The sequence below is a fragment of the Rufibacter glacialis genome (assembly GCF_008271745.1).
GTDB classification, from domain to species: domain Bacteria; phylum Bacteroidota; class Bacteroidia; order Cytophagales; family Hymenobacteraceae; genus Nibribacter; species Nibribacter glacialis.
The window spans coordinates 155,721-181,813 of the sequence record NZ_VKKZ01000024.1; the positions used below are offsets into that span (position 1 = coordinate 155,721).

At 53.1% G+C, this 26,093-nt stretch carries 21 protein-coding genes; 13 read left to right on the forward strand and 8 right to left on the reverse strand.

Annotation, left to right across the window (positions count from 1 at the left end; all coding sequences use genetic code 11):
- Positions 1–88 precede the first annotated feature (88 nt).
- Together FOE74_RS18415 and FOE74_RS18420 are read right to left on the reverse strand one after the other, a co-directional pair.
- A complete protein-coding gene (locus FOE74_RS18415; protein ID WP_149100102.1) occupies positions 89–970 on the reverse strand; it encodes a glycerophosphodiester phosphodiesterase in 882 nt (293 codons plus the stop codon).
- 91 nt (positions 971–1,061) lie between these two features.
- Positions 1,062–1,526 (reverse strand): Lrp/AsnC ligand binding domain-containing protein, encoded by a 465-nt coding sequence (locus tag FOE74_RS18420; RefSeq protein ID WP_149100103.1) that lies wholly within the window; start codon positions 1,524–1,526, stop codon positions 1,062–1,064.
- Positions 1,527–2,418: 892 nt separating this feature from the next.
- Here FOE74_RS18420 and serA point away from each other — a divergent pair.
- From serA to FOE74_RS18435, 3 genes are all read left to right on the forward strand, one after another.
- Positions 2,419–4,311 carry a phosphoglycerate dehydrogenase gene (gene serA, locus FOE74_RS18425; RefSeq protein ID WP_149100104.1) on the forward strand — a complete coding sequence of 631 codons (1,893 nt, stop codon included), beginning with the start codon at positions 2,419–2,421 and terminating at the stop codon, positions 4,309–4,311.
- A 129-nt stretch (positions 4,312–4,440) separates the two neighbouring features.
- Positions 4,441–5,517, forward strand: a complete 1,077-nt coding sequence (locus tag FOE74_RS18430) for an aminotransferase class V-fold PLP-dependent enzyme (RefSeq protein WP_149100105.1) — start codon at positions 4,441–4,443, stop codon at positions 5,515–5,517.
- Between the two features lie 115 nt (positions 5,518–5,632).
- Entirely contained in the window at positions 5,633–5,866 is a 234-nt protein-coding gene (locus tag FOE74_RS18435) for a hypothetical protein (RefSeq protein WP_149100106.1), read from the forward strand.
- Between the two features lie 97 nt (positions 5,867–5,963).
- On the opposite strand, the gene FOE74_RS18440 is transcribed toward FOE74_RS18435, so the two are convergent.
- From FOE74_RS18440 to FOE74_RS18460, 5 genes are all read right to left on the reverse strand, one after another.
- A complete protein-coding gene (locus FOE74_RS18440; protein WP_149100107.1) occupies positions 5,964–7,346 on the reverse strand; it encodes a LutB/LldF family L-lactate oxidation iron-sulfur protein in 1,383 nt (460 codons plus the stop codon).
- Positions 7,347–7,642: 296 nt separating this feature from the next.
- Complete coding sequence (locus FOE74_RS18445) at positions 7,643–8,860, reverse strand: thioredoxin family protein (protein WP_188686970.1); 1,218 nt, start codon at positions 8,858–8,860, stop codon at positions 7,643–7,645.
- Positions 8,861–9,133: 273 nt separating this feature from the next.
- Complete coding sequence (locus FOE74_RS18450; protein ID WP_149100109.1) at positions 9,134–10,762, reverse strand: M28 family peptidase; 1,629 nt, start codon at positions 10,760–10,762, stop codon at positions 9,134–9,136.
- Between the two features lie 119 nt (positions 10,763–10,881).
- Positions 10,882–11,373, reverse strand: a complete 492-nt coding sequence (gene ispF / locus FOE74_RS18455) for a 2-C-methyl-D-erythritol 2,4-cyclodiphosphate synthase (RefSeq protein WP_149100110.1) — start codon at positions 11,371–11,373, stop codon at positions 10,882–10,884.
- Positions 11,374–11,825: 452 nt separating this feature from the next.
- The gene (locus tag FOE74_RS18460; protein ID WP_149100111.1) at positions 11,826–13,109 is read right to left on the reverse strand and encodes a M16 family metallopeptidase; all 1,284 of its coding nucleotides are present in this window, start codon (positions 13,107–13,109) and stop codon (positions 11,826–11,828) included.
- A 212-nt stretch (positions 13,110–13,321) separates the two neighbouring features.
- Between FOE74_RS18460 and FOE74_RS18465 the strand changes: the two genes are divergently transcribed.
- The 10 genes from FOE74_RS18465 to FOE74_RS18510 all read left to right on the forward strand — a co-directional run bounded on the left by FOE74_RS18465 (position 13,322) and on the right by FOE74_RS18510 (position 25,390).
- The gene (locus tag FOE74_RS18465; protein WP_149100112.1) at positions 13,322–15,301 is read left to right on the forward strand and encodes an alpha-ketoacid dehydrogenase subunit alpha/beta; all 1,980 of its coding nucleotides are present in this window, start codon (positions 13,322–13,324) and stop codon (positions 15,299–15,301) included.
- 105 nt (positions 15,302–15,406) lie between these two features.
- Positions 15,407–15,691: a hypothetical protein gene (locus FOE74_RS18470; protein WP_149100113.1), complete on the forward strand. Its 285-nt coding sequence runs from the start codon at positions 15,407–15,409 to the stop codon at positions 15,689–15,691.
- On the forward strand, positions 15,688–16,023 hold the full coding sequence (locus FOE74_RS18475; protein WP_149100114.1) for a hypothetical protein: 336 nt from the start codon (positions 15,688–15,690) through the stop codon (positions 16,021–16,023). Before FOE74_RS18470 ends, FOE74_RS18475 begins: the two co-directional genes overlap by 4 nt.
- Positions 16,024–16,059: 36 nt before the next feature.
- Positions 16,060–16,398 carry a bacillithiol system redox-active protein YtxJ gene (ytxJ, locus tag FOE74_RS18480; RefSeq protein WP_149100115.1) on the forward strand — a complete coding sequence of 113 codons (339 nt, stop codon included), beginning with the start codon at positions 16,060–16,062 and terminating at the stop codon, positions 16,396–16,398.
- Positions 16,399–16,797: 399 nt separating this feature from the next.
- Positions 16,798–17,553 carry a hypothetical protein gene (locus FOE74_RS18485; RefSeq protein WP_225840884.1) on the forward strand — a complete coding sequence of 252 codons (756 nt, stop codon included), beginning with the start codon at positions 16,798–16,800 and terminating at the stop codon, positions 17,551–17,553.
- A gap of 69 nt (positions 17,554–17,622) precedes the next feature.
- Entirely contained in the window at positions 17,623–18,507 is an 885-nt protein-coding gene (gene lipA, locus FOE74_RS18490) for a lipoyl synthase (RefSeq protein WP_149100238.1), read from the forward strand.
- Positions 18,508–18,971: 464 nt separating this feature from the next.
- Complete coding sequence (locus FOE74_RS18495; RefSeq protein WP_149100117.1) at positions 18,972–21,164, forward strand: ice-binding family protein; 2,193 nt, start codon at positions 18,972–18,974, stop codon at positions 21,162–21,164.
- 34 nt (positions 21,165–21,198) lie between these two features.
- Complete coding sequence (locus FOE74_RS18500; RefSeq protein ID WP_149100118.1) at positions 21,199–22,152, forward strand: PorP/SprF family type IX secretion system membrane protein; 954 nt, start codon at positions 21,199–21,201, stop codon at positions 22,150–22,152.
- 18 nt (positions 22,153–22,170) lie between these two features.
- On the forward strand, positions 22,171–24,156 hold the full coding sequence (locus tag FOE74_RS18505) for an OmpA family protein (protein WP_149100119.1): 1,986 nt from the start codon (positions 22,171–22,173) through the stop codon (positions 24,154–24,156).
- 163 nt (positions 24,157–24,319) lie between these two features.
- Complete coding sequence (locus FOE74_RS18510; RefSeq protein WP_149100120.1) at positions 24,320–25,390, forward strand: NAD(P)H-dependent oxidoreductase; 1,071 nt, start codon at positions 24,320–24,322, stop codon at positions 25,388–25,390.
- 61 nt (positions 25,391–25,451) lie between these two features.
- Here the strand turns inward: FOE74_RS18510 and FOE74_RS18515 are convergent, their stop codons facing one another.
- Positions 25,452–26,075 (reverse strand): DUF4136 domain-containing protein, encoded by a 624-nt coding sequence (locus tag FOE74_RS18515; RefSeq protein WP_149100121.1) that lies wholly within the window; start codon positions 26,073–26,075, stop codon positions 25,452–25,454.
- Positions 26,076–26,093 lie beyond the last annotated feature (18 nt).

Genomic DNA, 26,093 nt, shown 5'->3' on the forward strand with positions numbered 1-26,093 from the left:
TCACCTTGCAGGAGTAGCGGTTTTGTCAAGACCTCCTTATAAGGTGGGCGTTCACCGGGTGTTTTCTGGAAAAGGCGCTTGAAACAGGCTAAGGGCGTTTAATTAACTCTGGGTAGTCTGTCATGACGCCGTCAGCACCCAGCTCAAACAGCCGGACAATGTTCTGGGGTTTGTTCTCGGTGTAGATAAAGGTTTTGAAGCCCTGGTTGTGCAGCGAGCTGATGAAGGCCTTGGAGGCGAAGTACCGGTGGATGTTGATGGCGGTGGCTTCTGAATAGCGGTCAAAGCCGCCGAATTTCAGCTCATGGTCAATGTAGATGGGCAGGAATGGGATTTTCCCCAGCATGAGCTTGTGCGTGGGAATCACGAAATCGGTTTTCCAGATACGCTCCAGAATAGGGTCATGGAAAGACTGGAGCACGCACCACTCCTCGGCCCGGTTCTCCCGTATGGTTTTGAGGGTGTTTTCTTCTAAACCCTGGTAATACTCCTCCTGGCCCTTCTTAAGTTCTATGAGCAGTTTCTTCTTGCCTTTCACGGTGCGGAGTACCTGGGCCAGGGTGGGAATGCGTTCGCCGGCAAAGGCAGAGTCATGTTTGATGCCCGCATCAAGGGCTTGCAGCTGGGCCAGGGTAAGGTCTGCCACGCGGCCGGTACCGGTGGTGGTGCGGTCAACGGTGGGGTCATGGATCACCACCACCTGGCCGTCTTTGCTCTGGTGAACGTCTATCTCTATGTAGTCGCAGGAAGTGTCAAGGGCTTTCTTTACGGCGGCCAGCGTGTTTTCAGGGGCTTGGCCAGAAGCGCCGCGGTGCGCGATCAGGCTGACTTTTCTGGCCTGTTTTTTCAGAACCACCCCTTTTTCAGGGGCGCCGGAACTGCCACAGGCATATAATGACAACAGCAGGACCGGCAGCGTGACCCACCTCCACCACCTTTGATGCGTACTTGTGCCCGTTCTTTCGTTCATACACGCGCTGGCCTATCCAGAGACTTCAGCGGGGAAAGTTACTACAGATTTTGATGACGCCCAACGGTCTTCGCCAGGCAATGCCCAGACGTTAGAGGATGTCTACCTGGCGGGTAATGCTTTCTTCCAGAGAGATGAATGTCTCGGTGCGTTCAACCCCTTCAATGGCCTGTATTTTCTCGTTCAGAACCTCGCGCAGGTGCAGGGTGTCCCGGCAGATGATCTTGGCAAACATGCTCCATTGCCCCGTGGTATAGTGCATTTCCACAATCTCAGGCACTTGCCGCATGGAGGTAACGGCGCTTTGGTACGCTGAGCCTTTCTCCAGGTAAATACCAATGAAGGCGCAGATGTCATACCCAACGGCATTGGGGTTGATGAAGAGGTGCGATCCTTTGATCACCCCTAAATCCTCCAATTTCTTCATGCGCACGTGTACAGTACCCCCAGAAACTTGTAATTCTTTGGCGATGTCTGTGTAGGCTCTGGTAGCATCTAACATCAGCATGGAAAGAATTCTTCTGTCAAGATTATCAATTTCTGAAACTTGGGCCATTTTATAGTTCAATTGTTAGCAATTCTACAACGAATATTATCTCTTTTTAAAGATGTGCTAAGATACAAAAAATATATTTACTAATTTCTTAATTTATTTGCTTGGTTATTGTATTGTTAGCATATTTGAAATTGTTATTTTATCAAATTCGTAAAAATTTATTTACGGGGGTAGATACTTAGAGGGGAAGGGCAAAGATAGTGCATATGTCATACCAATGCTACTGCCCCGGTGGTACTCTTTTGACATAGCGGGCATTTGGTAGTAGTCAGAGGCTCCTACATCCTGATCGTGAGGTGGCTGAAGCAGGAGTAAGTGCAAGTTTTGTCGTTTTTGCCTGCAGTGCATACGTTCTTTGGACAATTACTGGTAAAACCTTCTCAAAGGCAGCGTGAGCGCCTTAAGAGTTGGCTGAATCCTTGTTAGTGGGTGTTTCTCCCTTGCCTTACTCTTAGTGGGTAACTACCGCCTATTCCCTTCCAGCCTTGACTAAGCAGAATAAACTGCCAGAGTGTACGGCTCAGAAGTATATTGAGTTCATACCAGCAGGAAAGTTGCCAGGGTAATAACGGCGTTTGGGCACGCTTCTTCTGAAAGAAGCCAAAAATATTCTCATGGGCCTTAGGCTGCCCTGGCTGGTGTCTTGGCCCCAGGTGATTGGCAGAGAATAATCTGTGGCTAAAAGGCTTTTACAGGTTTTACTTTGCTAAAAAATAGATACGATCATTACTAGATAAGAAGGTTTTACACCGGTTTTGTTAAAACGCTGATAAAACGCTTTTCATTTAACCATACCTCCCCGATATTGGGACGCCGTTCCTAAGTGGGGCGGCCCTACAGTAACAGAGGCTATGGCGGCCCTTGCTTGCCTGGCTTCGCAACCCTATTCTTCATGAGTACGCACAAGCACTTCATCATTGACTTTGACAGTACCTTCACCAAGGTGGAAGCCCTGGACGAACTTTGTGCCATCTGTTACCCAGACCCGGCCCGCCGGCAGAAGGTGCTTTCTGAGATCCAGCGCATCACCGACCTGGGCATGGAGGGCGAGATTCCGCTGGTAGATTCGTTGGACCAGCGGCTGGCCTTGTTGCAGGCCAACCGCGAGCATCTGGGCACCCTTATTGAGCACCTGCGAGGCCAGATCTCAGAGTCCTTCAAGCATAACAAAGCTTTTTTTGAGGCCTTCAAAGATGACATCTACATCATCTCCAACGGGTTCAAAGAGTTCATTGTGCCTATTGTGCAGGAACTGGGCGTGAAGCCCGAGAATGTGTTCGCCAACAGCTTCACCTATGATGCAGCGGGCAACATCACCGGTTTTGACCGCGACAACGTGCTTACCCAGAACCAAGGCAAGGCCAAGCAGATAAAATCCTTGGATTTGCCCGGCGAGGTCTACGTCATAGGCGACGGCTACACCGACTGGGAGATAAAGGAAGCCGGCATAGCCGATAAATTCTACGCCTTCACTGAGAACGTGAGCCGTGACAGCGTGGTAGACAAGGCAGACCATGTAACGCCCAGCTTAGATGAGTTCCTGTACGTGAACAAACTTCCCAGCGCCCTGTCTTACCCCAAGAACCGCATCAAGGTGCTGGTGCTGGAAGGAATCCATGAGCGGGCCATCAACATGTTCCGGCAGGAAGGCTACCAAGTAGAGGTGATCGCCGGAGCCCTGGAAGAAGAAGAGCTGTGTGCCCAACTGCATGATGTGGCCATCCTCTGCATCAGGTCTAAAACCCAGGTGACTGCCAAGGCCCTGGAGCACGCCCCGCGCCTCATGGCTATTGGAGCCTTCTGCATTGGTACGAACCAGATTGATCTGCAAACCTGCACGGAACGGGGCGTGGTGGTGTTCAATGCGCCCTACAGCAACACGCGCAGTGTGGTGGAGATGGCCATTGGCGAAATCATCATGCTCTCAAGAGGCATTGTGGAGAAAAGCAACCGCATGCACGTAGGCGAGTGGGATAAATCTGCTAAAGGCTCCAATGAGATACGCGGCAAGAAGCTGGGTATCATTGGGTACGGCAACATCGGCTCGCAGCTTTCTGTGCTAGCCGAAGGCCTGGGCATGGAGGTCTATTTCTATGATGTGGTAGACAAGCTGGCCCTGGGCAACGCCAAAGTATGCCATTCCCTGGCGGAACTGCTGGCCCTGGCTGATATTGTGACCCTGCACGTAGACGGCCGCGCCAGCAATGAGAACCTCATCGGGGAGAAAGAGTTCGCCATGATGAAACCTGGCGTGCTGTTCCTGAACCTGGCCCGTGGACACGTGGTGGAGATTGAGGCCTTGGCGCAGAACATCAAAAGCGGCAAGATCAGAGGCTGCGCGGTTGACGTGTTCCCGTATGAGCCCAAGAACAACCAGGAGCAGTTTGAATCGGCGCTCCGCGGATTGCCCAACACGTTGCTTTCCCCGCACATTGGCGGCAGCACCGAGGAGGCCCAGGAGAATATTGCACAGTACGTGCCGTCTAAAATGATCGACTACATCAACACGGGCGGCTCTTACAACAGCGTGAATTTCCCTAACCTGCAGTTACCGGCCTTGCGCAACGCGCACCGGCTTATCCATATTCACCGCAACGTGCCGGGTATCCTGGCCAAGATCAATAACGTGTTGGCCGAGCACCAGATCAACATTCTGGGCCAGTACCTCAAAACGAATGAGACCATTGGCTACGTGATCACCGACGTGGACACCAAATATGACCGTTCGGTGATCAAGCAGCTGAAGCAGATCCAGGATACTATCAAATCCCGCACGCTGTATTAGGATCATGTAGCAAGTATCATGTAGTAAGTACTTTTAAGAGCTGTTTTTGGCCTGTTTCTTCCGGAATGGGTTAAAAACAGCTTCTTTTATTCACTCAATCATTCCACCACTCCTTTATTCCATCAAAAAATGGCTCCTGTTTACTTCACTCCCGGCCCGGCGCAACTGTACCCCACGGTGGCTGGGCACCTGCAGACGGCATTAGACAAACAAGTATTTTCCCAGTCGCACCGGAGCCAGGCGTTCAAAGACCTGTACCAGCGGGCAGACGAGGGGCTTCGGGCGCTTTTTCAACTGCCCCAGGACTATGCCATCTATTTTACCGGTTCGGCCACGGAGATCTGGGAGCGCAGCCTGCAAAGCCTCACGGCACAGCACACGTTCCACCTGGTCAACGGGTCTTTCTCCAAGAAATACCTGGACCATGCCAAATGGCTGGGCCGCCAGGCGCAGGTGCTGCAAAAGCCGTTCGGGCAGGGTTTTTCGCTGGCAGAGATTCAGGTGCCGACCGGTACAGAACTGCTGACCATCACCCAGAATGAAACCAGTTCCGGCGTGTGCATGCCCGTAGGGGATATCCATGCGCTGCGGAGTCTGTTTCCTGAGCCCTTGGTGTCGGTGGACATGGTGTCTGGGGCACCTTATGCGGCCCTTGATTTCTCACAGGTAGACATGGCCTTTTTCTCTGTGCAGAAGGGCTTCGGCTTGCCGGCGGGGCTGGGGGTGTGGTTGGTGAATGAACGCTGCCGCGAAGTGGCCGCTACGTTAGAAGGGCAGCAGTACACCGGCGGGCATTACAGCATTGCCTCCCTCCACGACCAATACCAGCAGTTTCAGACGCCTTGCACCCCTAACGTATTGGATATTTACCTGCTCACCCACGTGGTGGAAGACATGCTGGCCAAAGGCATAGACACCATCCGGCAGGAAACCGAGGCGAAGGCCCAGCAGGTGTATGCGTTTCTGGAGGAAAGCGCGCTTTTTGCCCCCTTTGTGCAGGAGAAGGCGCACAGGTCGCCAACAGTACTGGTGGCCGAGGTAATGGAGAAACCCGCGGCCGAGGTAATCTCGCATTTAAAGGCGCAGGGCCTGGTGGTGGGCAGCGGCTACGGGGCCTTCAAAGAAAAACAAATCCGGATCGCTAATTTTCCGGCGGTCACAGAGCAGGAAATAGACCGTCTGGTGCAGGCAATGCGTCCTATTTAAAGAGCCATAATCCTAAAAATTCTGGGTAGTGCAAAAAATAGTTTGATATATTAAACCTAAATACCTACTTTTGGGTATATATAGTAATTAATATAACAAAACTCATACTACCCAAATGAAAAAACATCTACTTACTGTGCTACTTTGCGCTTATGCTATCTCTTTTGCTCCTTTCGCAGCAGCTGCCTCTGAAACAGTTTCTGTGGAAACCGTGAAAGAAGAACTGCCCTTCTTCAAAAAGAAAAAAGGCTCTAAGGCGAGGTATATTCAGTTGAAGAGAAACAACGGGACTTACGTGAAGAAACGCACCAGCAATAAAAAGAAGTCTTTTTTAGGATCAAGCCGTTAATTTCAAGCTTGTATTCTGCAGGTAGTCAGAAAACCTGTTTTCATTCTTCCTGTTAGAGCACAAAAAAGCCTTCTGTATAAGAAGGCTTTTTTGTGCTCTACCGTTTTTTGCGCTGTTTTCGCCACATCTCATTGAAAGAAAGTGGGGCGGCCACCAACGGCTCACGACGTTTGTTCCAGGCTTCTTTTTGCACGTGCCCCAGCACGAAGTTCTTGACAGCGGCCGGCGCCAGGTTCAGCAACCGGCGGTTCTGCATGCCCTTGGCCCAGAATTTGAAGGCCAGCTTCTCGTTTTTGTCTACCAAACCTTCTTCCACACTCTGTCGCCGGTTCACCAGAAGCAGGTTGTGCAGGTTGATCTTGACCGGACACACGCTGGTACAGGCGCCGCACAGAGAACTAGCGTAGCTCAGGTGTTTGTGTTCTTCCATGCCCGCCAGGTGCGGCGTGATCACCGATCCTATAGGGCCGCTGTAGGTGGTCTCATAGGTGTGCCCCCCAATGTTCTTGTACACCGGGCACACGTTCAGGCAGGCCCCGCACCGGATGCAGTTCAACGCCTCGCGCTGCTCTGGCTGGGCCAGAAGGTTGGTGCGACCGTTGTCCAGCAGTACCACGTACATCTCCTCAGGGCCGTCTTTCTCGGTGGGCTGCCGCGGACCGGTTAAAATGGTGTTGTAGATGGTCATGTTCTGGCCGGTTCCGCTGGTGCTCAGCAAAGGCCAGAACAGGTCCAGGTCCAGCATGGAAGGGATCAGTTTCTCAATGCCCACTACCGCAATGTGCGTTTTAGGGAAAGTGGTGGATAAACGGGCATTGCCTTCGTTCTCAGTGATGGCCACGCCGCCAATATCTGCTACCAGGAAATTGCCGCCGCTCACGCCTACCTCGGCACTGGTGTATTTCTCCCGCAGCAGGTTGCGGGCCGTCAATACCAGTTGCTGCGCGTCATCTGTGAGGGGAATGCCCAGTTTCTGGTGGAACAGCTCGGCAATGTCTTTCTTGGACATGTGCATGGCTGGGGTCACAATATGGTAGGGGCGCTGGTCGGCGAGCTGCACAATGTACTCGCCCAAATCCGTTTCTACCGTCTCAATGCCATTCTTCTCCAAATAATCGTTCAGGTGGATCTCCTCGGTGCTCATGGACTTGGATTTCACCACCGACTTGGCGCGCTTGCGTTTCATGATGGCGCCAATCTCCCGCAGGGCTTCCTCAGCGTTCTGCGCCCAGATCACCTTGCCGCCCCGTTTGGTGAAGTTGTTCTCAAACTCCACCAGGTATTTGTCCAGGTTGTTGATGACCTGGGTCTTGAGGAAAGAGGCGCGTTCGCGGGCCAGCTCATGGTGCTCATAGGCCGCCATGCCGTTCTGGACCGCCGCGTTGTATTTGCCAATGTTGAAGCGGATTTTCCTGCGGTGCTCCAGGTCAAAGGCTTTATTCTCTGCGTCTAGCAGAAACTGTTTCAGTTTAGTGCTCAAGTTTTTCTCCTGCTATAAAATGAGAAACGATCTCTCCAATCTATGGATAAATAAGAACTGTGCAAAAGTAAAGAACCTTTGGCGCAATTAGGCAAACGTACGTAAAATGTCAGGCTTTGTCTTGGGGCTTGGTTCTGGCTATCTCTGGTAAAACGGAGTGGTGGCCGGTACAGTACTTTTGGGTTTAAACGCCTTTTCCTGAAAAATAGCCCTTAAACACCAATGGAGGCCTTGTGAATTGAAAACCGAAGCGGGGGAGGTGATGAAAGAGAGGATTCCTGCCGAGGGTTGGCGGGCTATTTCTTAAGGGTCTGTTTCAGTTCAGTTAGCAACGCCTGCGCCTGACGGGCGTCTTCCCCAGTGGCGTTGGCCGCTTCTACTGCTGCTTTGGCTGCTTTATAAGCTGACTGATTTTTTCCGGTTGCGTGCAGGAGCTGAGCATACAGGGAGAGGTTTTCGGGGTCCCGGTGCAGCTTAAGGACTTTTTTCATGATCTGTACGCCCATTTTCAGGGTTTCTTTCTCTTTGGCAAAAGCGTTAAGGTACATGCCTGTCTCGTAGAGCGTTCGCCAATCGTTTACGGCTTTGGATTTGCTGTACGCGAGCGTCTCTTTGGCGTACCTGTGCCAATCCTGCTGCCCGGCGTAGAAGTAGATCATGGTCAAGGCGGCCAGCCGTTCAGCCTCTTTGAAGTTGGCGGCAGCGGCTTGCTGCACGTCTTTAAGCAAGACCAGGTTATTTTCTGACCCCGCTGCCTGGGCGGTTCTGGTGATGATTCTTTCTGCTCTTCTTTTTACCTCCTCTTCCTTAAACAAAGGCGAAAACTTCTGCTGGTTCTGGAGCAGATACTGGGTGGCAGGCGAGTGGAAGGCTAAATACCTGGAGAAGATGAAATTCAGGTTTTCCTCAGATTCCAGTTGCGGTGGCGTTTGAGTGGCCAAATACTCTTCCACTACTTTCTCCTCCGGACTGTCGGCTTGCCGGTAGAAACCCAGGGCTTGGCTGTATTGCAAAAGAAAAGAAGGAGACCGTTCCCCGGTGTCATACCTTTTCTTCAGCGTAAACAAGGCTTTTTCTGGGTTCAGCGCATTTTTGCCGTCTTCTATGAATTCTTCGGCAGACTTGCCGGCACCGCTCTGGTGCAGGAGTTCCGCCTCTTGGTCAAAGTACAGATAAGAAGGAAAGCTGGTGATGCCGTATTTTTTGGCAAGCGCCTCGCCCTCTCCCTTGTCTTCCATGTTAATTTGAAAGCTCACAAAGCGGGTGTTGTAGAAATCACTGACGGCTGCCATGGGGAACACTTCTTTCTCCATCTGCCGGCAGTAGCGGCAGCCGGGGGTGGAAGCGTACAAGAAGATGGCTTTCCCTTCTCGCTTTGCGGTGTGGAGTACCTGTTCCCAGGACGAAGCGGCAAAGTTGATGCCTGTTTTCTCCTGCGCCCTTGCCGGCCTGAAGGCGATGAACAGAAGAAGCGCGGTAAGGAGGTTGAAGGAGATTTTTGAGGGTACAGGCATATCTGTTCTAATGCTGCCGTCCAACCAACCAGTGTGGCTCAGAGGCGTTCTTTTATTGTAAGAAGCTAAGGAATTCCACTGCAGCTTCATATTGGTAGGTAAATTCTGTTTAGCAGGTGTATTTGGGAAAACGCCCACGAAACCAATGCTGTACGGAAGATAAAGAATCCCGCCGCCAGTAACAAAAAAAGGAGAGGCCTGGCCTCTCCTTTTTTCTGAGGTTATGAGAAATAGACTCAAGACTCAGAACTCAGAACTAGAAATAAGCTCCGCTTATTTCTTATTGCTGTCTACTTTGATGCGCTCCGTGCGGTTGGCCAGGTCCCAGGCAGTGTAGAAGACCAGACGAGATACCTTCTCGGCGCTCGGGAAGTTGATCTTGTCTACATCATCAGTGGGCTGGTGGTAGTCTTCGTGCACCCCGTTGAAGTAAAAGGCAATGGGAATGTTGTTCTTGGCGAAGTTATAGTGGTCTGAACGGTAATAGAACCGGTTCGGGTCGTTCGGATCATCATAGGTGTAGTCCAGGTTCAGGTTCGTGTACGTTTTGTTCGCGTTTTCTGAAATGGCGTGCAATTCTGAGGAAAGTTTATCAGAGCCGATCACGTAGATGTAATCTGGTTTGCCTTCGTGCTCTTTGTCGTGGCGGCCAATCATGTCAATGTTCAGGTTAGCTACAGTGTTCTCCAGCGGGAAGATCGGGTTCTCAGTGTAGTACTCAGAGCCCAACAGGCCTTTCTCCTCGGCGGTTACGGCCAGAAACAGGATGCTGCGGCGCGGGCCGTGTCCGTTTTTCTTGGCCTGGGCAAACGCCTGGGCTAATTCCATCACAGCCACGGTGCCGGAACCATCATCATTGGCGCCGTTGTACACCACGCCGTTCTTGATGCCTTCGTGGTCATAGTGCGCGCTGATCACAATGAGTTGGTCTTTCAGGTCTGATCCTTCCAGGTAACCCAACACGTTCTCGGTGGGCAGCGGCTGCCGGTTACGGGCTGTTTTGATTTTCACGTTGGTCGCCACCTTGTAGGGAGAAGCCACCGCTTTGCCGGCTTTGGACACCGATGCGCCGTAGGTAGCCAACTGCTCTGGCTTGGTGTTCAACAGGGCGGCTGCCATGGAAGGGGAAACATAGATGTTAGCGGCCCGGGGCTGCGCGGTAGTGGTGCCAAACCCAATAGAGGGGCGGGTAAGCATGTTGACGTAACGGGCAGTGAGTTGCTGAAACTCCGCGTCAGAAGTGCCCATGACCACCAGTACGCTTTTGGCGCCTTTCTTAGTGGCGGCGGCGGCTTTGGTGCGGACGTCCTGTGACCAGGTGCTCATTTTGTCTGAACCGCTGATGAGGTATTTGCCATCGGCTTTCTTAGGCTCGCCGGCTAACACTACCACGGCTTTGCCGTTCACGTCCAGGTTGGTGTAGTCTGAGTAGGCTGGATCTTCAATGCCGTAACCGGCAAACACCACTTGGGCGGTCTCCTCGTTCTGGTACGGGGAGGCACCCAGCACAAAAAAGTCTTTGCCCATGGTGAACTTCTTGGTTCCTACGGTCACGTAGCCTTCGCCCCAGCTGCTTTTCTCCAGGTCAAAGGCCTGATAGTAGGGATTGGAACCGGTTTTCACCGGACCTGCTAAGCCATTGGCTTTGAAATGGTTGGCGATATACTCCGCCGCCATCTTCTGCCCGCGCTCACCGGTTTCACGGCCTTCCAGGGAATCAGAGGCTAAAACGCGCAGGTATTTCTCCAGATCCGCGGCGGTGATGGTGTTGGCGTATTGGGTGGGGGTGGCCGCCGTGCTGGTAGCCGTTCCCGCTGCGGTAGAGGCCGAAGGGGTCTGGGACGAAGAGCACGCCGACAGGAATGCGGCCGCCATGCCCAGCGTGTACAAATGCTTTTTCATGTATGTTAGGTGTGGTGCTGATTTCAGACCTTAATGCTACTGATTTTTGGGGGAATGAACAAACGATCGTTGTTTTTCGCCTGTTTTTGCCAAAAGTCAGGCAAAACGGCCTGCCTTGGTTAGCCGTTGGTCTTGTAGATCAGCACGGTGGCATAGGCCGCCACGCCTTCCTTTTTCCCCACAAAGCCCAACTGCTCAGTAGTGGTGGCCTTGATAGAAAGGTCGTCTTCTGAAATCCCCATCACCTGGGTCAGGCACGTTTTCATGGCCGGAATGTGCGGGTTCACCTTAGGTTCCTGCAAGCAGACTGTTGAATCAATGTTGCCTACCTCAAAGCCTTTTTCCCTGATCAATTTCATGACCTCGCGCAGCAGGATCTTGCTGTCAATGCCTTTGTACTGCGGGTCTTTGTCAGAGAAATGAAACCCGATGTCGCGGAGGTTGGCCGCGCCCAGCAAGGCGTCACAGATCACGTGGACCAAGACATCTGCGTCTGAGTGGCCCAGGGCGCCGTGGGTATGGGGTACTTTGATGCCGCCCAGCCAAAAATCAAGTCCCTCTTGCAGTTGGTGCACGTCATAGCCGAAGCCGGTTCTAATGTTAAAGCTCATAATTCTAATATGGATGCCGGCATCTGGAGGGTAGATGCCGGGCTTATTCAGGTTGCGTTATTTCAGTGAAAGGTGGTCATGCCTTTTATTTCCACTCCTCTTAATGACCTCTCTTGTTACCATTCCTCTTGTCGTAACTCCTCTTGTTGCCATTTCTTCTGTTCCACTTCTTCCTCTGTCATCCTGAAAGGATCTTGTGGGCCAGCTAGATGGACAGTTGTGTTAGCAAAGTTACCGTTCGCCAACAAGATCCTTTCAGGATGACAAAAGAGAGAGAAACGGTAAGAAAAAGCGTTGTAGGTAGAGGGCCAAGTGTTAAGGACACTGCCTTTCTTATGGACGTTGCCCCATATTTAAGCACCTACCTTTTAGAGCACCTACCTTCCCGTCAGTCAGTTTGCCAAGGCAATCCTATTTAGGGCCTGTTTTTCAGGAAGCAGGCCCTAAATAGATTATTCCTCTTCCAGGGCCTCTACCAGTTCCTCCTGTGTCTCATTGCCAGGGGCGGCTTTGTAGAACAGGGTGGAGCAGTTCTCGGGGCGAAGGATGTTCTGGGCCTGCCGGTGGATGTCCTCGGAGGTGACCGCCTGGATCATAGCGCCTTCTTCGTTGACCAGGTTGGGGTTGTCCATGAGCTTGCCCACGGCCAGGTTCAGGGCCCGGTTCAGCAGTTCTATCTCAGAGAAGACAATAGAGGTTTCGGCCTGGTTTTTTACCTTCTGCAGTTCTTCCTCGCTGATGTGCTCGGCCTTGATCTGCTCTACAATGGCTTCTACGGCGGCATTGGCCACGTGGGGGTCTACGCCCAGGTTCAGCTTGCCCTGGATCACCAGCAGGCCGGGTTCCATAGAGCCGGTAGGGAACGCCGAGATGGAGTTGAACAGCTTCTGCTCTTTCACCAGCTCATTGTACAGCCGTGAAGAATCGCCGCGGCCCAGCACGTCGCCCAGCAGATCGGCGGCGTAATAGTCGGGGCTGGTGCGGGCGGGCATGTGGTAGGCTTTGTAGATCGCCGTCAAGGGGACTTCGGCCTCCACTTCCAGGAAACGAGCCTGGGTCTGCGGGGGCTCCACGGGCAGGTTGCGCTCGTATTTCACCCCGCCGGGTATAGGCCCGAACCATTTCTGGGTCAGTTCCTGGGCGCGCTCAAAGGTGATGTTGCCGGCCACTACCAGAATGGCGTTGGCCGGGGAATAATGCTTCTTGAAGAAAGCCCGCACGTCATCCATCACGGCATTCTCAATGTGGCTTACCTCTTTGCCAATGGTAGCCCACTGGTAAGGGTGCTTCTGGTAGGCCAGGGGTCTCAACTTGAGCCAGATATCGCCGTAGGGTTGGTTAAGGTAATTCTGCTTGAATTCCTCTACCACCACCTTGCGCTGCACCTCCAGGCCGTTCTCGCTGAAGGCCAGGTCCAGCATGCGGTCAGATTCCAGCCAGAAGCCGGTTTCAATGTTCTGGGCCGGTACGGTCAGGTAGTAATTGGTGATATCAGGCGAGGTGAAAGCGTTGTTCTCGCCGCCGGCCTGTTGCAGGGGCTCGTCATAGTTGGGAACGTTGGCCGAGCCGCTGAACATGAGGTGCTCAAACAGGTGGGCAAAACCGGTGTGCTGTTCGTCCTCGTCGCGGGAGCCTACGTTGTAGAGCACGTTCAGCAACGCCAGGGGCGTGGTGGTGTCTTCATGCACAAGGCAGCGCAGGCCGTTATCTAAGGTGAATTCTTTGAATTGAATCATAAGGCTACTTTCTGGTAAAGATGCTCCTCCTAAAAGGTACCTTACTAACGCCAACAGGAGGGCGGTGTTGCAGGTGCCTTTCCAGGGGCTTGGGTTTAGGGCCTGATTTCTGGAAATCTGACGCTAAACAACAAAAGTAAAAATAACTAGGCTACTATTTCGCCCCTTCATTGATTGCTGTAAATTTACGCGTTGCAGAAACTGCGAAAACCATGAAATTCAACAGAAAAGACTATACAGACGACGATCTGCTGCACTTGTACCGGGGCATTCTCAAACCGCGCATGATTGAGGAGAAAATGCTCATTCTGCTGCGCCAGGGCAAGGTGAGCAAGTGGTTCTCAGGCATTGGGCAGGAAGCCATCTCGGTGGGTTCTACCTTGGCCCTGGACCCAGACGAGTATATTTTACCCCTGCACCGCAACCTGGGCGTCTTCACCTGCCGTGACATTCCATTGGACCGGCTGTTTGCGCAGTTCCAGGGCAAGAGAACCGGCTTTACCAAGGGCAGAGACCGTTCTTTCCACTTCGGCACCAACGAGCACCACATTGTGGGCATGATCTCGCACCTGGGCCCGCAGTTGGCCGTGGCCGACGGCATTGCGCTGGCCGATATGCTGGAAAAACGCGAGAAAGTGACCCTGGTGTACAGCGGTGACGGCGGCGCCAGCGAAGGAGACTTCCATGAGGCGCTCAACGTGGCGGCCGTCTGGAGCCTGCCTGTGATCTTCATCATTGAGAACAACGGCTACGGCCTCTCCACGCCCAGCAACGAGCAGTTCAAGTGCCAGTACTTCATTGACAAAGGCCCCGCCTACGGCATAGACGCGCTGCAGATTGACGGCAACAACGTGCTGGAAGTCTATGACACCGTGCGCCAGGCCGCCTACAGTATCCGGAAGAACCCCCGCCCCATGTTGATTGAGGCCATGACCTTCCGGATGCGCGGGCACGAGGAGGCCTCGGGCACCAAGTACGTGCCGCAGGAACTCTTTGAGCGCTGGAGCAAGAAAGACCCGGTGGAGAACTTCGAGAAATACCTGCTGGACGAGAAAGTGCTCACCCCCAAATTATTGGCCGCCATCAGAGAAGAGTTCCGGGAGGAAATTGAGCGCGGGCTGGAAGTGGCACACAACACGCCCATGCCCACCGCGGATGTGAAGGAAGAGATCGCGGATATGTACCACCCGTTCATCCAGAACGTGATCACGCCCCGCGACAGCGCTCGTTCTGAGCGTCGTTTCGTGGATGCCATCTCAGATTCCCTGCGCCAGAGCCTGGAACGTTACCCAGAACTGGTGATCATGGGCCAGGACATTGCCGAGTACGGCGGCGTCTTCAAAGTGACCGAGGGCTTTGTGGAGAAGTTCGGGAAAGAGCGTATCCGCAACACGCCTTTGTGCGAGAGCGCCATCCTGGGCATTGGTTTGGGGATGTCCATCCGGAAGAAAAAGTCAGTGGTGGAGATGCAGTTCGCTGATTTCGTGAGTGCCGGGTTTAGCCAGATTGTGAATAACCTGGCCAAAAGCCATTACCGCTGGGGCCAGAACGCCGATGTGGTGGTGCGCATGCCTACGGGTGCGGGGGCGGCCGCCGGTCCGTTCCACTCACAGAGCAACGAGGCCTGGTTTTTCCACACGCCCGGCCTCAAGATCGTGTACCCATCCACACCCTATGACGCCAAAGGCCTGCTGAATGCCGCCATTGAAGACCCTAACCCTGTTATGTTCTTTGAGCACAAACTGCTGTACCGCGCCCTCTCAGAAGCCATTCCAGACGATTATTACACCGTGGAAATCGGGCGCGCCCGTTTGGCCCAGGAAGGCACTGACTTCTCCATCATCACCTACGGCATGGGCGTGCACTGGGCCAAGCAGCTCCTGAACACCATGCCAGAAGTGTCCGCGGATATCCTGGACCTGCGTTCCCTGCTGCCTTGGGACAAGGAAGCCGTACGGCAAACCGTGACCAAAACCGGCCGCGTGATTGTCTTGCATGAAGATACCTTGACCGGTGGTATTGGCGCCGAGATTGCCGCCTGGATTTCAGAAAACTGCTTCACGCACTTAGACGGGCCGGTGGGGCGCGTGGGTAGCCTGGATACCGCCGTTCCGTTTGCCCCGCCGCTGGAGCAGGAGTTCCTGCCGGTGAAGCGGCTGCGCGAAAAGGTAGAGGCCCTGTTGAGCTTCTAAAACGGCAGGTTTGCGCTTTGGGGCTATTTTAGGTAAAACAGCCCCAAAGCGCAAACCCAGCCAAGGTGCCCTGCGGCACGTATAACGTAACGTTTGATCAGAAACATGAAAAAGGCACGCGTAGTAGCAGGATTGGTTCTTTTGTGCATGGGGCTGGCATTGGGAGGCTGTAATTCCAACCGGATCGCTTGCCCTGATGTCTCTGGCAAGAAGAAATTCTCCTTCTTCAAGAAGAAAGAGATCACCCAGGAAGACCAGGCCAACGAAGGCCGTGATTACGGCGGCCGCGATATGGAGTATGACAAACAAGGATTGCTCAAAAAGAAGAAGACCCGTATTCCTACCCCTAAACGGAAGAAAAGCGTCTTGGAAAAAGTTGGATTAGGATGAAACACCCGCTACACACTGTCTTTTTATGCGCCTGTCTGGGCCTTGTCCTGGGCGTTTTTCAGCCAGCCTCGGCCCAAACGGCCCATACTACGCCCGGGCAGCAGAAGCGGGAGCTCCGCCACAGCCTGAAGGAGGCAAAAAAGCTGGAGACTGATTTCAATGAATCACATCTGAACGTAGACGCGTACAACCACCGGAAGGGCGAAACTGGCCGGAAACTGAAAAAGCGGAAGAAAAAAGACCTGCTGCCCATCAGGGAAGACGGGACCGCAGATGTGAAGGCCAGAATATTGCCTAAAAAGACCGCCTCTGGCAAGTCCAGAAAAAGCTGAGGCGGTTATCGTATTACCACCTATCGTTTTAAAATTATGCAGTGGCATCCTATCACCAGTACAGAGCAAATTGAGCAGATCAGGGAAGAATCAAAAGGACAACCGGTGGTTATCTTCAAGCACAGCACCTCGTGCTCCATCAGTGCCACGGCCAAAAGCCGGTTAGAGCGCCAATGGGACACCGCCGGGCTTGACCAGGTGAAGTCGTACTACCTTGACCTTTTGAGCTACCGGCCTGTCTCCAACCAGATAGCCCAATCGTTTGAGGTAAAGCATGAGTCGCCGCAGTTGCTGTTCATCAAAGACGGGCAGTGTCAATACCATGGTTCGCATTTGGGCATCAGCTTACAGGAAGTAAAGAAGCTGGTTTCCTAAAAATAGCCCGGAAATCCCGCAGAAGGTGAAGCAAGAATCCTTTTGCGGGATTTTTTATATCTATTTGTAGGCGTGTTTCGTTTTATATTATTGAAAAACAGGCCATAAACCGGCTGCGGGAGGGGTGCTGGGTACAAGGCCTTTCAGGTTGAAACCTTAGGCAAGATGCCTTGTTATCCCCTTATGCATCAGGCACGGAAGGGCTGGTTAGTGGAAAGGCAAGCCTTGACAACCTGAAGTGGTACCACCCGCCTGGGCAGGTGGCTTTCCGGTGGGATGGGTCAGGATAAACCAGCTTTTTTGCGGGCAGGACAAATCTAGGATTGACTTGCAGGTGCCTGTAAAGTTCGTTACATTTAAACAAACTTAGTCTTTTACTCTGTGCGCAGATTTCTACTCGTGCTTGTAATCATCTCCCTTTTTCCGGTTGGTTTGGCTTGGGCCCAATCAGGGGAAGAAGAGGAAAACTATACCCGTGAATTCACCTACGGGATCAACTTCAACTCCAACGGCGGCCTTCTGGGCGGCGCCATGATCAAGCAGGTCTACCACCTGAATGATAAATGGTACCATTTCTGGGCCTTGGAAGGGGTAGAGGTAAAGCACCCCAAAGAAACCCGCCTGCAGAACCTGCAGAACGGGGCTTCTTTTGTGCGGGGCAAAAGCAATTACCTGTTTGTGTTAAGGCCTCAGTATGGGCGGGAATACACCTTCTTCAAGAAAGCGGCCGAGTCTGGCGTGCAGGTGAATGGCATTTTGGCCGCTGGGCCCTCTATTGGCATTCTGGCCCCGTACTTTATTGAGTATGACCGCAGCAATTACGTGCTAGATCCCAGAACGCAGATTTACAACAGAGTGGGCCCCGTGCTTATCTCTACAGAGCAGTATGACCCCAAGGTGCATACCAATGACGGGCTTATTGTGGGGGCGCCCGGTGTGTTCAAAGGGCTGAGTGAACCCGCCTTCAGGGTAGGGGCTAACGCCAAAGCAGGGGTTTCCTTTGAGTATGGGCGGTATATGGAGAGCGTGACGGGGATTGAGGTAGGCATGATGGTAGAGGCATTTGCCGGAGATATGACCATGGTGCCCGATGCTCCCAAGCGTAATATCTTCAGGTCTGTCTACCTCACCCTGTATTACGGGCGCCGCCGTTGAACGATCCTACCTAATTGGCTGTTTTTTGCCTATCCGCTCCTCACTTAGTACCTTTGTACCATGGATCAATTGATTGCGTTGCCGGTTATTCAACCAGCTGAAGCTCAAACTAAACCCCGCAAGCCAGACTGGCTGCGTGTGAAACTGCCGGTAGGCAAGGAATACGCTAAAGTCAGACAACTGGTAGACACCTATAAACTACATACCATCTGCGAAAGCGGAAACTGTCCAAACATGGGAGAGTGCTGGGGAGCCGGCACGGCTACCTTCATGATTCTGGGCAACGTATGTACCCGCTCTTGCTCTTTCTGCGCCGTAGCTACCGGCCGCCCCAATGAATATGATCTGGATGAACCTCGCCGCGTGGCGGAGGCCATTCATCTTATGGGGGTGAAGCACGCGGTGATCACCTCGGTGAACCGTGACGAACTGAAAGACCGTGGCGCCAGTGTATGGCATGAAACCATTGTACAGATCAAGAAGCTTTCTCCTGAAACTACCATTGAAACGCTCATCCCAGACGTGAAAGCAAACTGGGAAGCGCTGGAGACCATGATCTCTGCCGGTCAGGAGGTAGTGTCCCATAACGTGGAGACGGTGAAAAGCCTCTACCGCCAGGTGCGGCCGCAGGCCAAGTATGACCGCAGCCTGGAGCAGATCCGGCGCATCAAAGAATACGGCAAGCGTACCAAGACCGGTATCATGCTTGGGCTGGGAGAAACCCAGGAGCAAGTATATGAGGCCATGGATGACTTGGCTGCCAACGGCCTTGATATCCTGACGTTGGGCCAGTACCTGCAGCCTACCAAAATGCACCTGGAGGTGGCGGAGTTTATCCACCCAGATATGTTTGCCCACTACCGGGAAGAAGGACTGCGCCGAGGCTTGAAATATGTAGAGTCTGGCCCGCTGGTTAGGTCTTCTTATCACGCTGAACGGCACGTACACGTATAGGTATTTTCAGTCATTCTCAAATAGTCCATAAAAAAAGCCCTGCTGATCAGCAGGGCTTTTTTTATGGACTATTTTTAGTGGTTTATTCACTAGTATAACTTAATCAAGATGCAGGAGAGGTTGCAAGGATTTGTATAAAAATAATAAAATGTATTTCCTGACATATAGATGGGTTTTAGCCGCCAAGGGGAAAATAAAGATTTCTTTCCTAGTATTAGTACTTACCTTGCGGAGATATTTACCTATTTACGCTGCAAAAAAAGAATTTTCCTGAACTGTAAACTCTATTGAAAGAGCAAGTGGCCATGCTACTTAAGGAAAACCAAATTCTGCCCTGGAACCCCGTATTGCATCTTTTTTATAAGTCAAAACCTTTATAGGAAAGCACAGTACATGCAGTGGTTCTATTCAAATATATGAATATCTAATAGCAGCTAGTACCATAACATCCTTTAGTAGATCACATGAAGAAAATTTTACTTTTGATAGCAGCGTTGTTTGCTATTTTCTCCCCTTCCCATGCGCAAACCCAAAGTAGCCCTACTTTTGGGGCAGCGCGTGAATTTGCAGTATTAGGGAGCGGCTCTGTTACCAGTACGGGTAGCAGTGTGCTGTACGGAGATGCAGGCACCTCTCCAGGAACAGTAGTGACCGTGCTTCCCCTAGGAAAAGTACTAGGCGATGTGGAGGCGGGTACTGCCATTGCCGCCGCCGCGAAAACAGACGTGGTGCGGGTATACAATGAGTTAGGCCGGTTTGCCTCTACCAGTAACCTTACTGGGCAGACCTTGGGCGAAGGCTTCAACCCAGGTGCGGCCGCAGTGCGCGGAACGACAATCACCAGAGGGGTCTACAAATTTGATGGCGACGCTCGCATCAGTGGCCGCCTGAAGTTTGACGGACAAGGCAACCCTAATTCTCTGTTCATCATTCAGGTAAACGGTGACTTGGTGATTGATCCAGGCTCCGCTATCAATATCTTCAATGCCAGCCCCAATAATATCTTCTTTTGGGTAACCGGCAAGGTCACGGTAGGTACCGGAGGTATGACCGGGACCCCTTCGGCGTTAACGGGTAACTTCATTGTTCAGAATGACGCCACCCTTAGCCTGAACACCACCCTGGTGGGCCGGGTACTGTCTACCAATGGCAATATCTTCCTGAACAACAATAATATCTCCTTGCCTGAACCTGTCACCACCGGTGGTGGAAGCGATGGCGGCGGCGGCCCTGGCGGAGGAACCGGTAGCCCTAACCTGCGGATCACCAAAGCCGTGAACGGTACTACCTTTACTATTGGCGACAATGTGACCTACACCATCCAGGTAAGCAACTCCGGCTCTGGAGATGCCAACAACGTGACCGTTACAGATCAACTACCGGCAGGTCTGGAGTTAGTGCCACCCGTGGAGACTGACAAAGGAACCTTTAACGCTACTACCGGCATCTGGACCATCGGGACCTTACCGGCCAACCAGACGGCAACGTTGCGCATCACAGCCAAGACAACGGCTATTGGTGAAATCACTAACGTGGCGGTACTAGGGAACGGCGGCGGTTCAGACGAAGCCGTCATCTGCGTGCGCCCTGCCCGACCAAACGTGGTGGGCCTGCAGGAAGTGTGCGTGGGAGGTACTGCTACCTATACTGTCAATAACATTTCTCCGGGTGTGACCAGGCTTGCTATCCTGGCGCCGGAAACCAATGGCATCACCATTGAGGCACAGACCTTGACTTCGTTCACATTACGGGTGAGCGCTACTACCGCGCCGGGTACATACCCTGTCACAGTAGTGGCAGTGGCTACCGGGAACTGCCTCAACAGCCAGGAGTTCCCTATTGAATTAGTAGTAAGAGCCGCCCCGATTGCCCCTGCCATCACGAGTCCGCAAGGGGCCTTGTGCGCCGGAACCACCTACCAGTACAGCATCAGCCAGCCAGTGGCAGGCATTACCTATACCTGGAGCGTTTCTGGTCCTGGTTGGGATAGAATCAGTGCCGCTACCGGTACGCAAGTGCAGGTAAAAGCAGGCACCGGTCCTGGAAGAGTGACCGTTGTGGCCTCTAACGGTTGCGGTACGGCTACCACTTCTACGCCAGAGGTAATCCCAGGCATTGCCCCTGCCACCCCAATTATCCTGGATAACAGCGGCCTGTGTACCGGTTTGGCCTATGCCATCTCTAACCCAGTGGCTGGTGTTACCTATACCTGGACTGCCCCGGCAGGTTTCACCTTCGCAGATAACAACACGACGGCTACAGGTACTTCAGTAAATCTGAAGGCTTCCAACCCTAATGCCGTAGGTACCCTCACGGTGACCGCCACCAACTCTACCGGATCTGCCTGCGCCAGCAATGCAGCCTCTGTAGAAGTTAGAGCCGCTGATGCCGGATCAGAGATTGTGCCTCCTACGGTGTTCAGCCCGAATGGAGACGGGATCAATGATACCTGGGTGATCCGGAACTTGGTGAACTACCCAGAAAACGACCTCACCATCTACAACCGTTGGGGCAACGAGATCTTTAAATCCAAAAACTACAAGAATGACTGGCGTGCCACCGGGCTCGAAGAAGCCACCTATTTCTACGTGCTGCGCGTGCGAGGCTGTGACGGCAAGGATCAGGTATTCAGAGGACCGGTACAAGTAGTGCGCTAGCCGCAGGCATCCAGAACATTAATTCACCTTATCAATGAAAAGATTAGTTATCATATTGATCACTATGTTCACCGCAGGCAGCGGTTGGGCACAGCACCGGTCACAATTCTCCCAGTACATCTTCAACCAGCTGGTGATCAACCCTGCCTATGCGGGTAGTAAAGAAACGCTTACCCTCAACGCCTTCCACCGCACCCAGTGGGTAGGCTTGAGGGGAGCACCCAATACGCAGACCTTCAGCATAGACGGACTTACCAGGAACAAACACCTGGGCCTAGGCTTCCATGCCACCCGTGATGAGATCTTCGCCCAGAACCGCAAGAACATTGAGGTAGACGCGGCCGTGAAACTGCCAGTGAGCGAGACCGGGGTTCTTTCCTTCGGTTTGGCAGCGGGGGTGTCCCACTTTGCGGTGAACGGCTCCAAGCTCATCACCGGGAACGACCAGGAAGACCCAGCCGTGATCTCGGCCCAAAAGGAGACCACCTGGAGCCCCAGCTTGAAAGCGGGTATCTTCTTCCACACAGAGCGCTTCTACGCCGGGGTTTCCGTGACTGACCTCTTGGGCATTGACAAAGACATCAACTATGACCCGGAGCGCCATTACTTCTTTAACGTGGGGTATGTGGCAGACATCAGCCACAACATCAAGGTAAAGCCCAGCATCATGCTGAAGGAGAATTTTGACGGCCCTACCAACGTAGACTTCAATGCTTTCTTTCTGTTTGGGGAGCGCATCTGGTTAGGCGCCAGTTACCGCACGGCCATGAACATCTTCAAGAATGACTTTGAAGCCAAAGGCCTTTCCGCTAAAGATGCCGTGGTAGCCATGGCAGACCTGTACGTGACCAAGCGGTTGCGCCTGGGGTATGCCCATGACTTCACGCTGCACAGCAACATGAATGATTTGAGCACCCATGAGATATCTGTTGGGTATAGCTTCCTGAGAAAGGAACCTACCAAAATGGTAACCCCCCGGTATTTCTAATTTTAAACAGACGCTTCTATGTATAAAATATACAAACCACTTCTCCTTTCCTTCTTAATTGGCAGTATGGCCCTGGGCGGCTGCCAAACCACTCGCAAGGCTGACCGGCTGTACGAGAACTTTGATTACACCTTAGCCATTGAAGAGTACCAGGAGGTTTTCGCCAAAAAAGACGCTGACCTGCAGGGAGCCCAACGCCTCGCTGATTCTTACCGCCTGACAGGCCGCACCAATGAGGCCGAGCAGTGGTACGCCAAAGTGGTGGCCATGCCCGAGGCCGATCCTATCAACACCTATTACTTCGCTGAGGCCCTTAGAAGCAACGGCAAGTACTTTGAGGCGAAAACGCAGTACCAGAACTACGCCATGAAAGTGCCCGCCGAGGCCGCCAAAGCCAACGCCAAGGCTCAGGCCTGTGATGCGGCCCTGAAACTGATGGAAGAGCCGCCTTCGGCCATTGTGGTCAATGAGACGGCCATCAACTCCGGCAACGCTGACTTCAGCCCCACGGTGTATGGCAACGGCATCTTGTTCGCCTCTGACCGGGGCGGCAACGTGAGCAACGCCAAAGATAAAGATGCCGGTACCTATGGCTGGACAGGCAGACCTTATCTGCAGATGTTCTATGCCCAGCGCAACCAGGACAGCACCTGGCAAATGCCCGCCATTGCCGGCAGCACCCTCAACTCTGCGTACCATGACGGCCCGGCCGTTTTAGATACTGCCCAAACCACCCTGTATTTCACCCGCACCAACATGGTGGAGAAAAAGGAGAAAGACGTCAACGTGGACCCTACCAGTTGGGTGAAGAAGCCGCTCTCCAGTGGCTATGTGAACCGGTTAGAGATCTTCTCGGCCCGCCGCAACGGCTCTAGCTGGGCAGATGTGAAGCCCTTTGCCCATAACAAGGTGGAAGAATACAGCGTGGGCCACCCGGCCATCTCCCCAGACGGGCAGGTACTGTACTTTGTGTCTGACAAACCCGGCGGCTACGGCGAGACGGATATCTACTACTCAGAACTGCAGGCAGACGGCACGTGGGGGCAACCCATGAACGCTGGCAACATGATCAATACGGCCGGTAAGGAAATGTTCCCGGGCTTTGACCAGTCTGGCAACCTGTACTTCTCCTCAGACACGCACACTGGTTTTGGTGGTTTGGACGTGTTCAAGACCAAAGGCAGCCGCGCTACCTGGGCCAAGCCAGAGAACCTGCGCGCGCCGGTGAACTCGCCCAAAGATGATTTCGGGATGGTGTTCATGCGGGGTGCCGCCAACGCACAGGTAGGATACCTTTCCTCTAACCGTGACAGCAACAACGGCACAGATGATATCTACTCCTTTAAGCTGTTGAGCAACGCCATCTTGTTTGTGACTACCCTGGAGCGGGTGCAGGTGAAAGGCAAGCGTGCCATCAACCAACCGCTGGCCGATGTTCGTCTGAAGCTGACTCCCAAAGAAACCAACGATTCTGTGGTGGCCTTCTCAGACCGCAACGGCGAGTATAAGTTTGGTGTCATGAAAGGTACCACCTATGACCTGATAGGCGATAAATTCGGGTACCTGACCCAGTCTGCCCTGGTAGCCATTGATACCGTGAAGCTGGCAGATACCACCCGAGTTACGCTTATCTTTGACAAAAGCCAGAAAAACCAGGCCATCGCCATTGAGAACATCTACTATGACCTTGACAAATGGAACATCCGGCCAGATGCCGCGGTGGAGTTAGACAAGGTGGTACAGATGCTCAAAGACAACCCCAGCATCAAGATTGAGCTAGGTTCCCACACAGATAGCCGCGAAGGCCACGGGTACAACCAGTTGCTGTCTGAGCGCAGAGCACAGTCAGCGGTGGAGTACCTGGTGAGCAAGGGCATTGCCCGTAACCGGCTTACCTGGAAAGGCTACGGCGAAACCATGCTGATCAACGGCTGCGCCGACGGCGTGGAATGTACCGAAGACCAGCACCAGCTGAACCGTAGAACCGAGTTCAAGATCAAGTAACCTGTTTCTACCCTACTTCTATAAAAGAGCCGCCTCTACAGGGCGGCTCTTTTTGTTTGCCGGCTCTCGGTTTAAGTCCTGTTTCAAGAAAAGGGCCTTGAAACAGGTTGAAAGCCAGAAAGGGTTTAGCAGCGTACATATAATATACTAACGTTCCAGTCCCATGCAGCCCAATGATGCCAACGCCGCCTTGCCCGTAGACCAGCGCCCCTTCCGGGTACTGCTGATTGCGGGCTCTAACCGCCGCCAGTACAACTGCCCCGGCGTAGACTCCAAAGCCCGGGCCCTCATGCTGAGAATGGCCGAACAACTGCCGCCTCAATGGGAGATTGACATTGAAGACATAGGCAACGTGTATGGGCGTGCGCGCATCCAGAGTTGCAATGCCTGCGTGAGTACCAGCATGGCGCTGTGCGTGTGGCCCTGCAACTGCTACCAGAAGAATGATGCTGCTGAGCCAGACCTCCTGTGGGATCTGGATATGTACGCCCGCCTGGACATGGCCGATGCCTGGGCGATTATAGGCCCCATTAACTGGTACGCCCCTAGCGCTAACCTCAAGCTCATGTTTGACCGCCTGGTGTGCATGAACGGCGGCAACCCCAAAGAAGGTCTTATTGAGCACAAGAACCCAGAGATAGCCGCCAAGCTGGAGCATTCTGAACAATGGCAGGAACTCAGCCAGAACCACCTGGAAGGCCGCACCGCGGCTTTCTTCTGCTACGGTGACGCCGGGGGCGATGAATTGGATGAAGCCGGAAAACCTAAGATCCTGCGGCACAAACAGTATTTCAACCCCGAGGAAGAGCCTTTTGAGAACAACCGCGACGCCTACGCCCCCTTGGTGTGGCAATGCCGGTACGGCGGCGTGGAAGTGCCAGACTCTTTGTGGCGGTATGAGGAGTTTGGCGTAGACGAGAAATACTCAGACAACCAGGCGGAGCACCTGGTGGAGCGAAAAGAGGTGATGCAGCATTTTGACAACTGGGTACAGGAATTCGCCACGTTTGTGGAGGCGAAGGGCAAGGTATTGCCCGGGAAATACCGGGCCTATGGGTATGAGCCGCCCAAGAACCGGTGGCATGAACTGAAAAGCGCCTTTAGGGACGCCCGTATGCGGGTGGGCTTGCCGCCCAAAGGCTCCTCGCCAGATCTGCAGCAGCAACAGGGCATCAACCAGGATGTGACCCTCAGGCCCGGCAAATCTGAGCGGGACCAAGGGCACGATCTATAAAAAAAGGCCTCTGCACACGCAGAGGCCTTTTCAAGGCTATTTTCTGAAAAAAGGCTGAAAACTACCGGCGGGCGGTGGCTCTCTCGTCAGTTTGAGGCGGGAACTTGGCCAGGATGCTGGAAACGATCAGCTGTACTTTCTCATCGGTCAGGGATCTTTCGGTGGCGGCGGTTTCACTGCTTCCGCGCCAGATCAGTTCATTGGATTTGGCATCTACCACATCCAGAATCAAGGTGCCTTGCTGGTAATCCTGTAGCGTGGTGGTATTGTAGAGGCGGTTGTAGGTATAAGCGTAGCGGTAGCCGTACCAGTACCCGAAGCCAATAGAAGGAACGCTCACAAAATCAGGGCGCAGGCGTTGCTGGTTCTCCACGGTAAAATCATACGCCAGCAGCATGTCTGGCTTCTCAGAAGCCGCTGCTTTCTGGAAACCCCGGCGCTGCATCTCGGTCTCTACCGCGTTTTTGACCCGTTTATCTAAAAACGTAGTATATCTGCGGTTTGTAGAGTCTTTGGCTACCGGTTGGTCCTGGTACCAGCGCCAGGTCTTGTAGGCTTGGAAATTAGTGCTCTTGTCAAAGTCGGTGGCCGCGTTGTAGGTAGTGGCGCACCCCGAGAAACCTATCACCAGTAACCCCATCATGGCCCTCGTTACCCACTTCGCTATCTTATTGAATGGTCTCATTAGTTTGTAAAGTTTAAG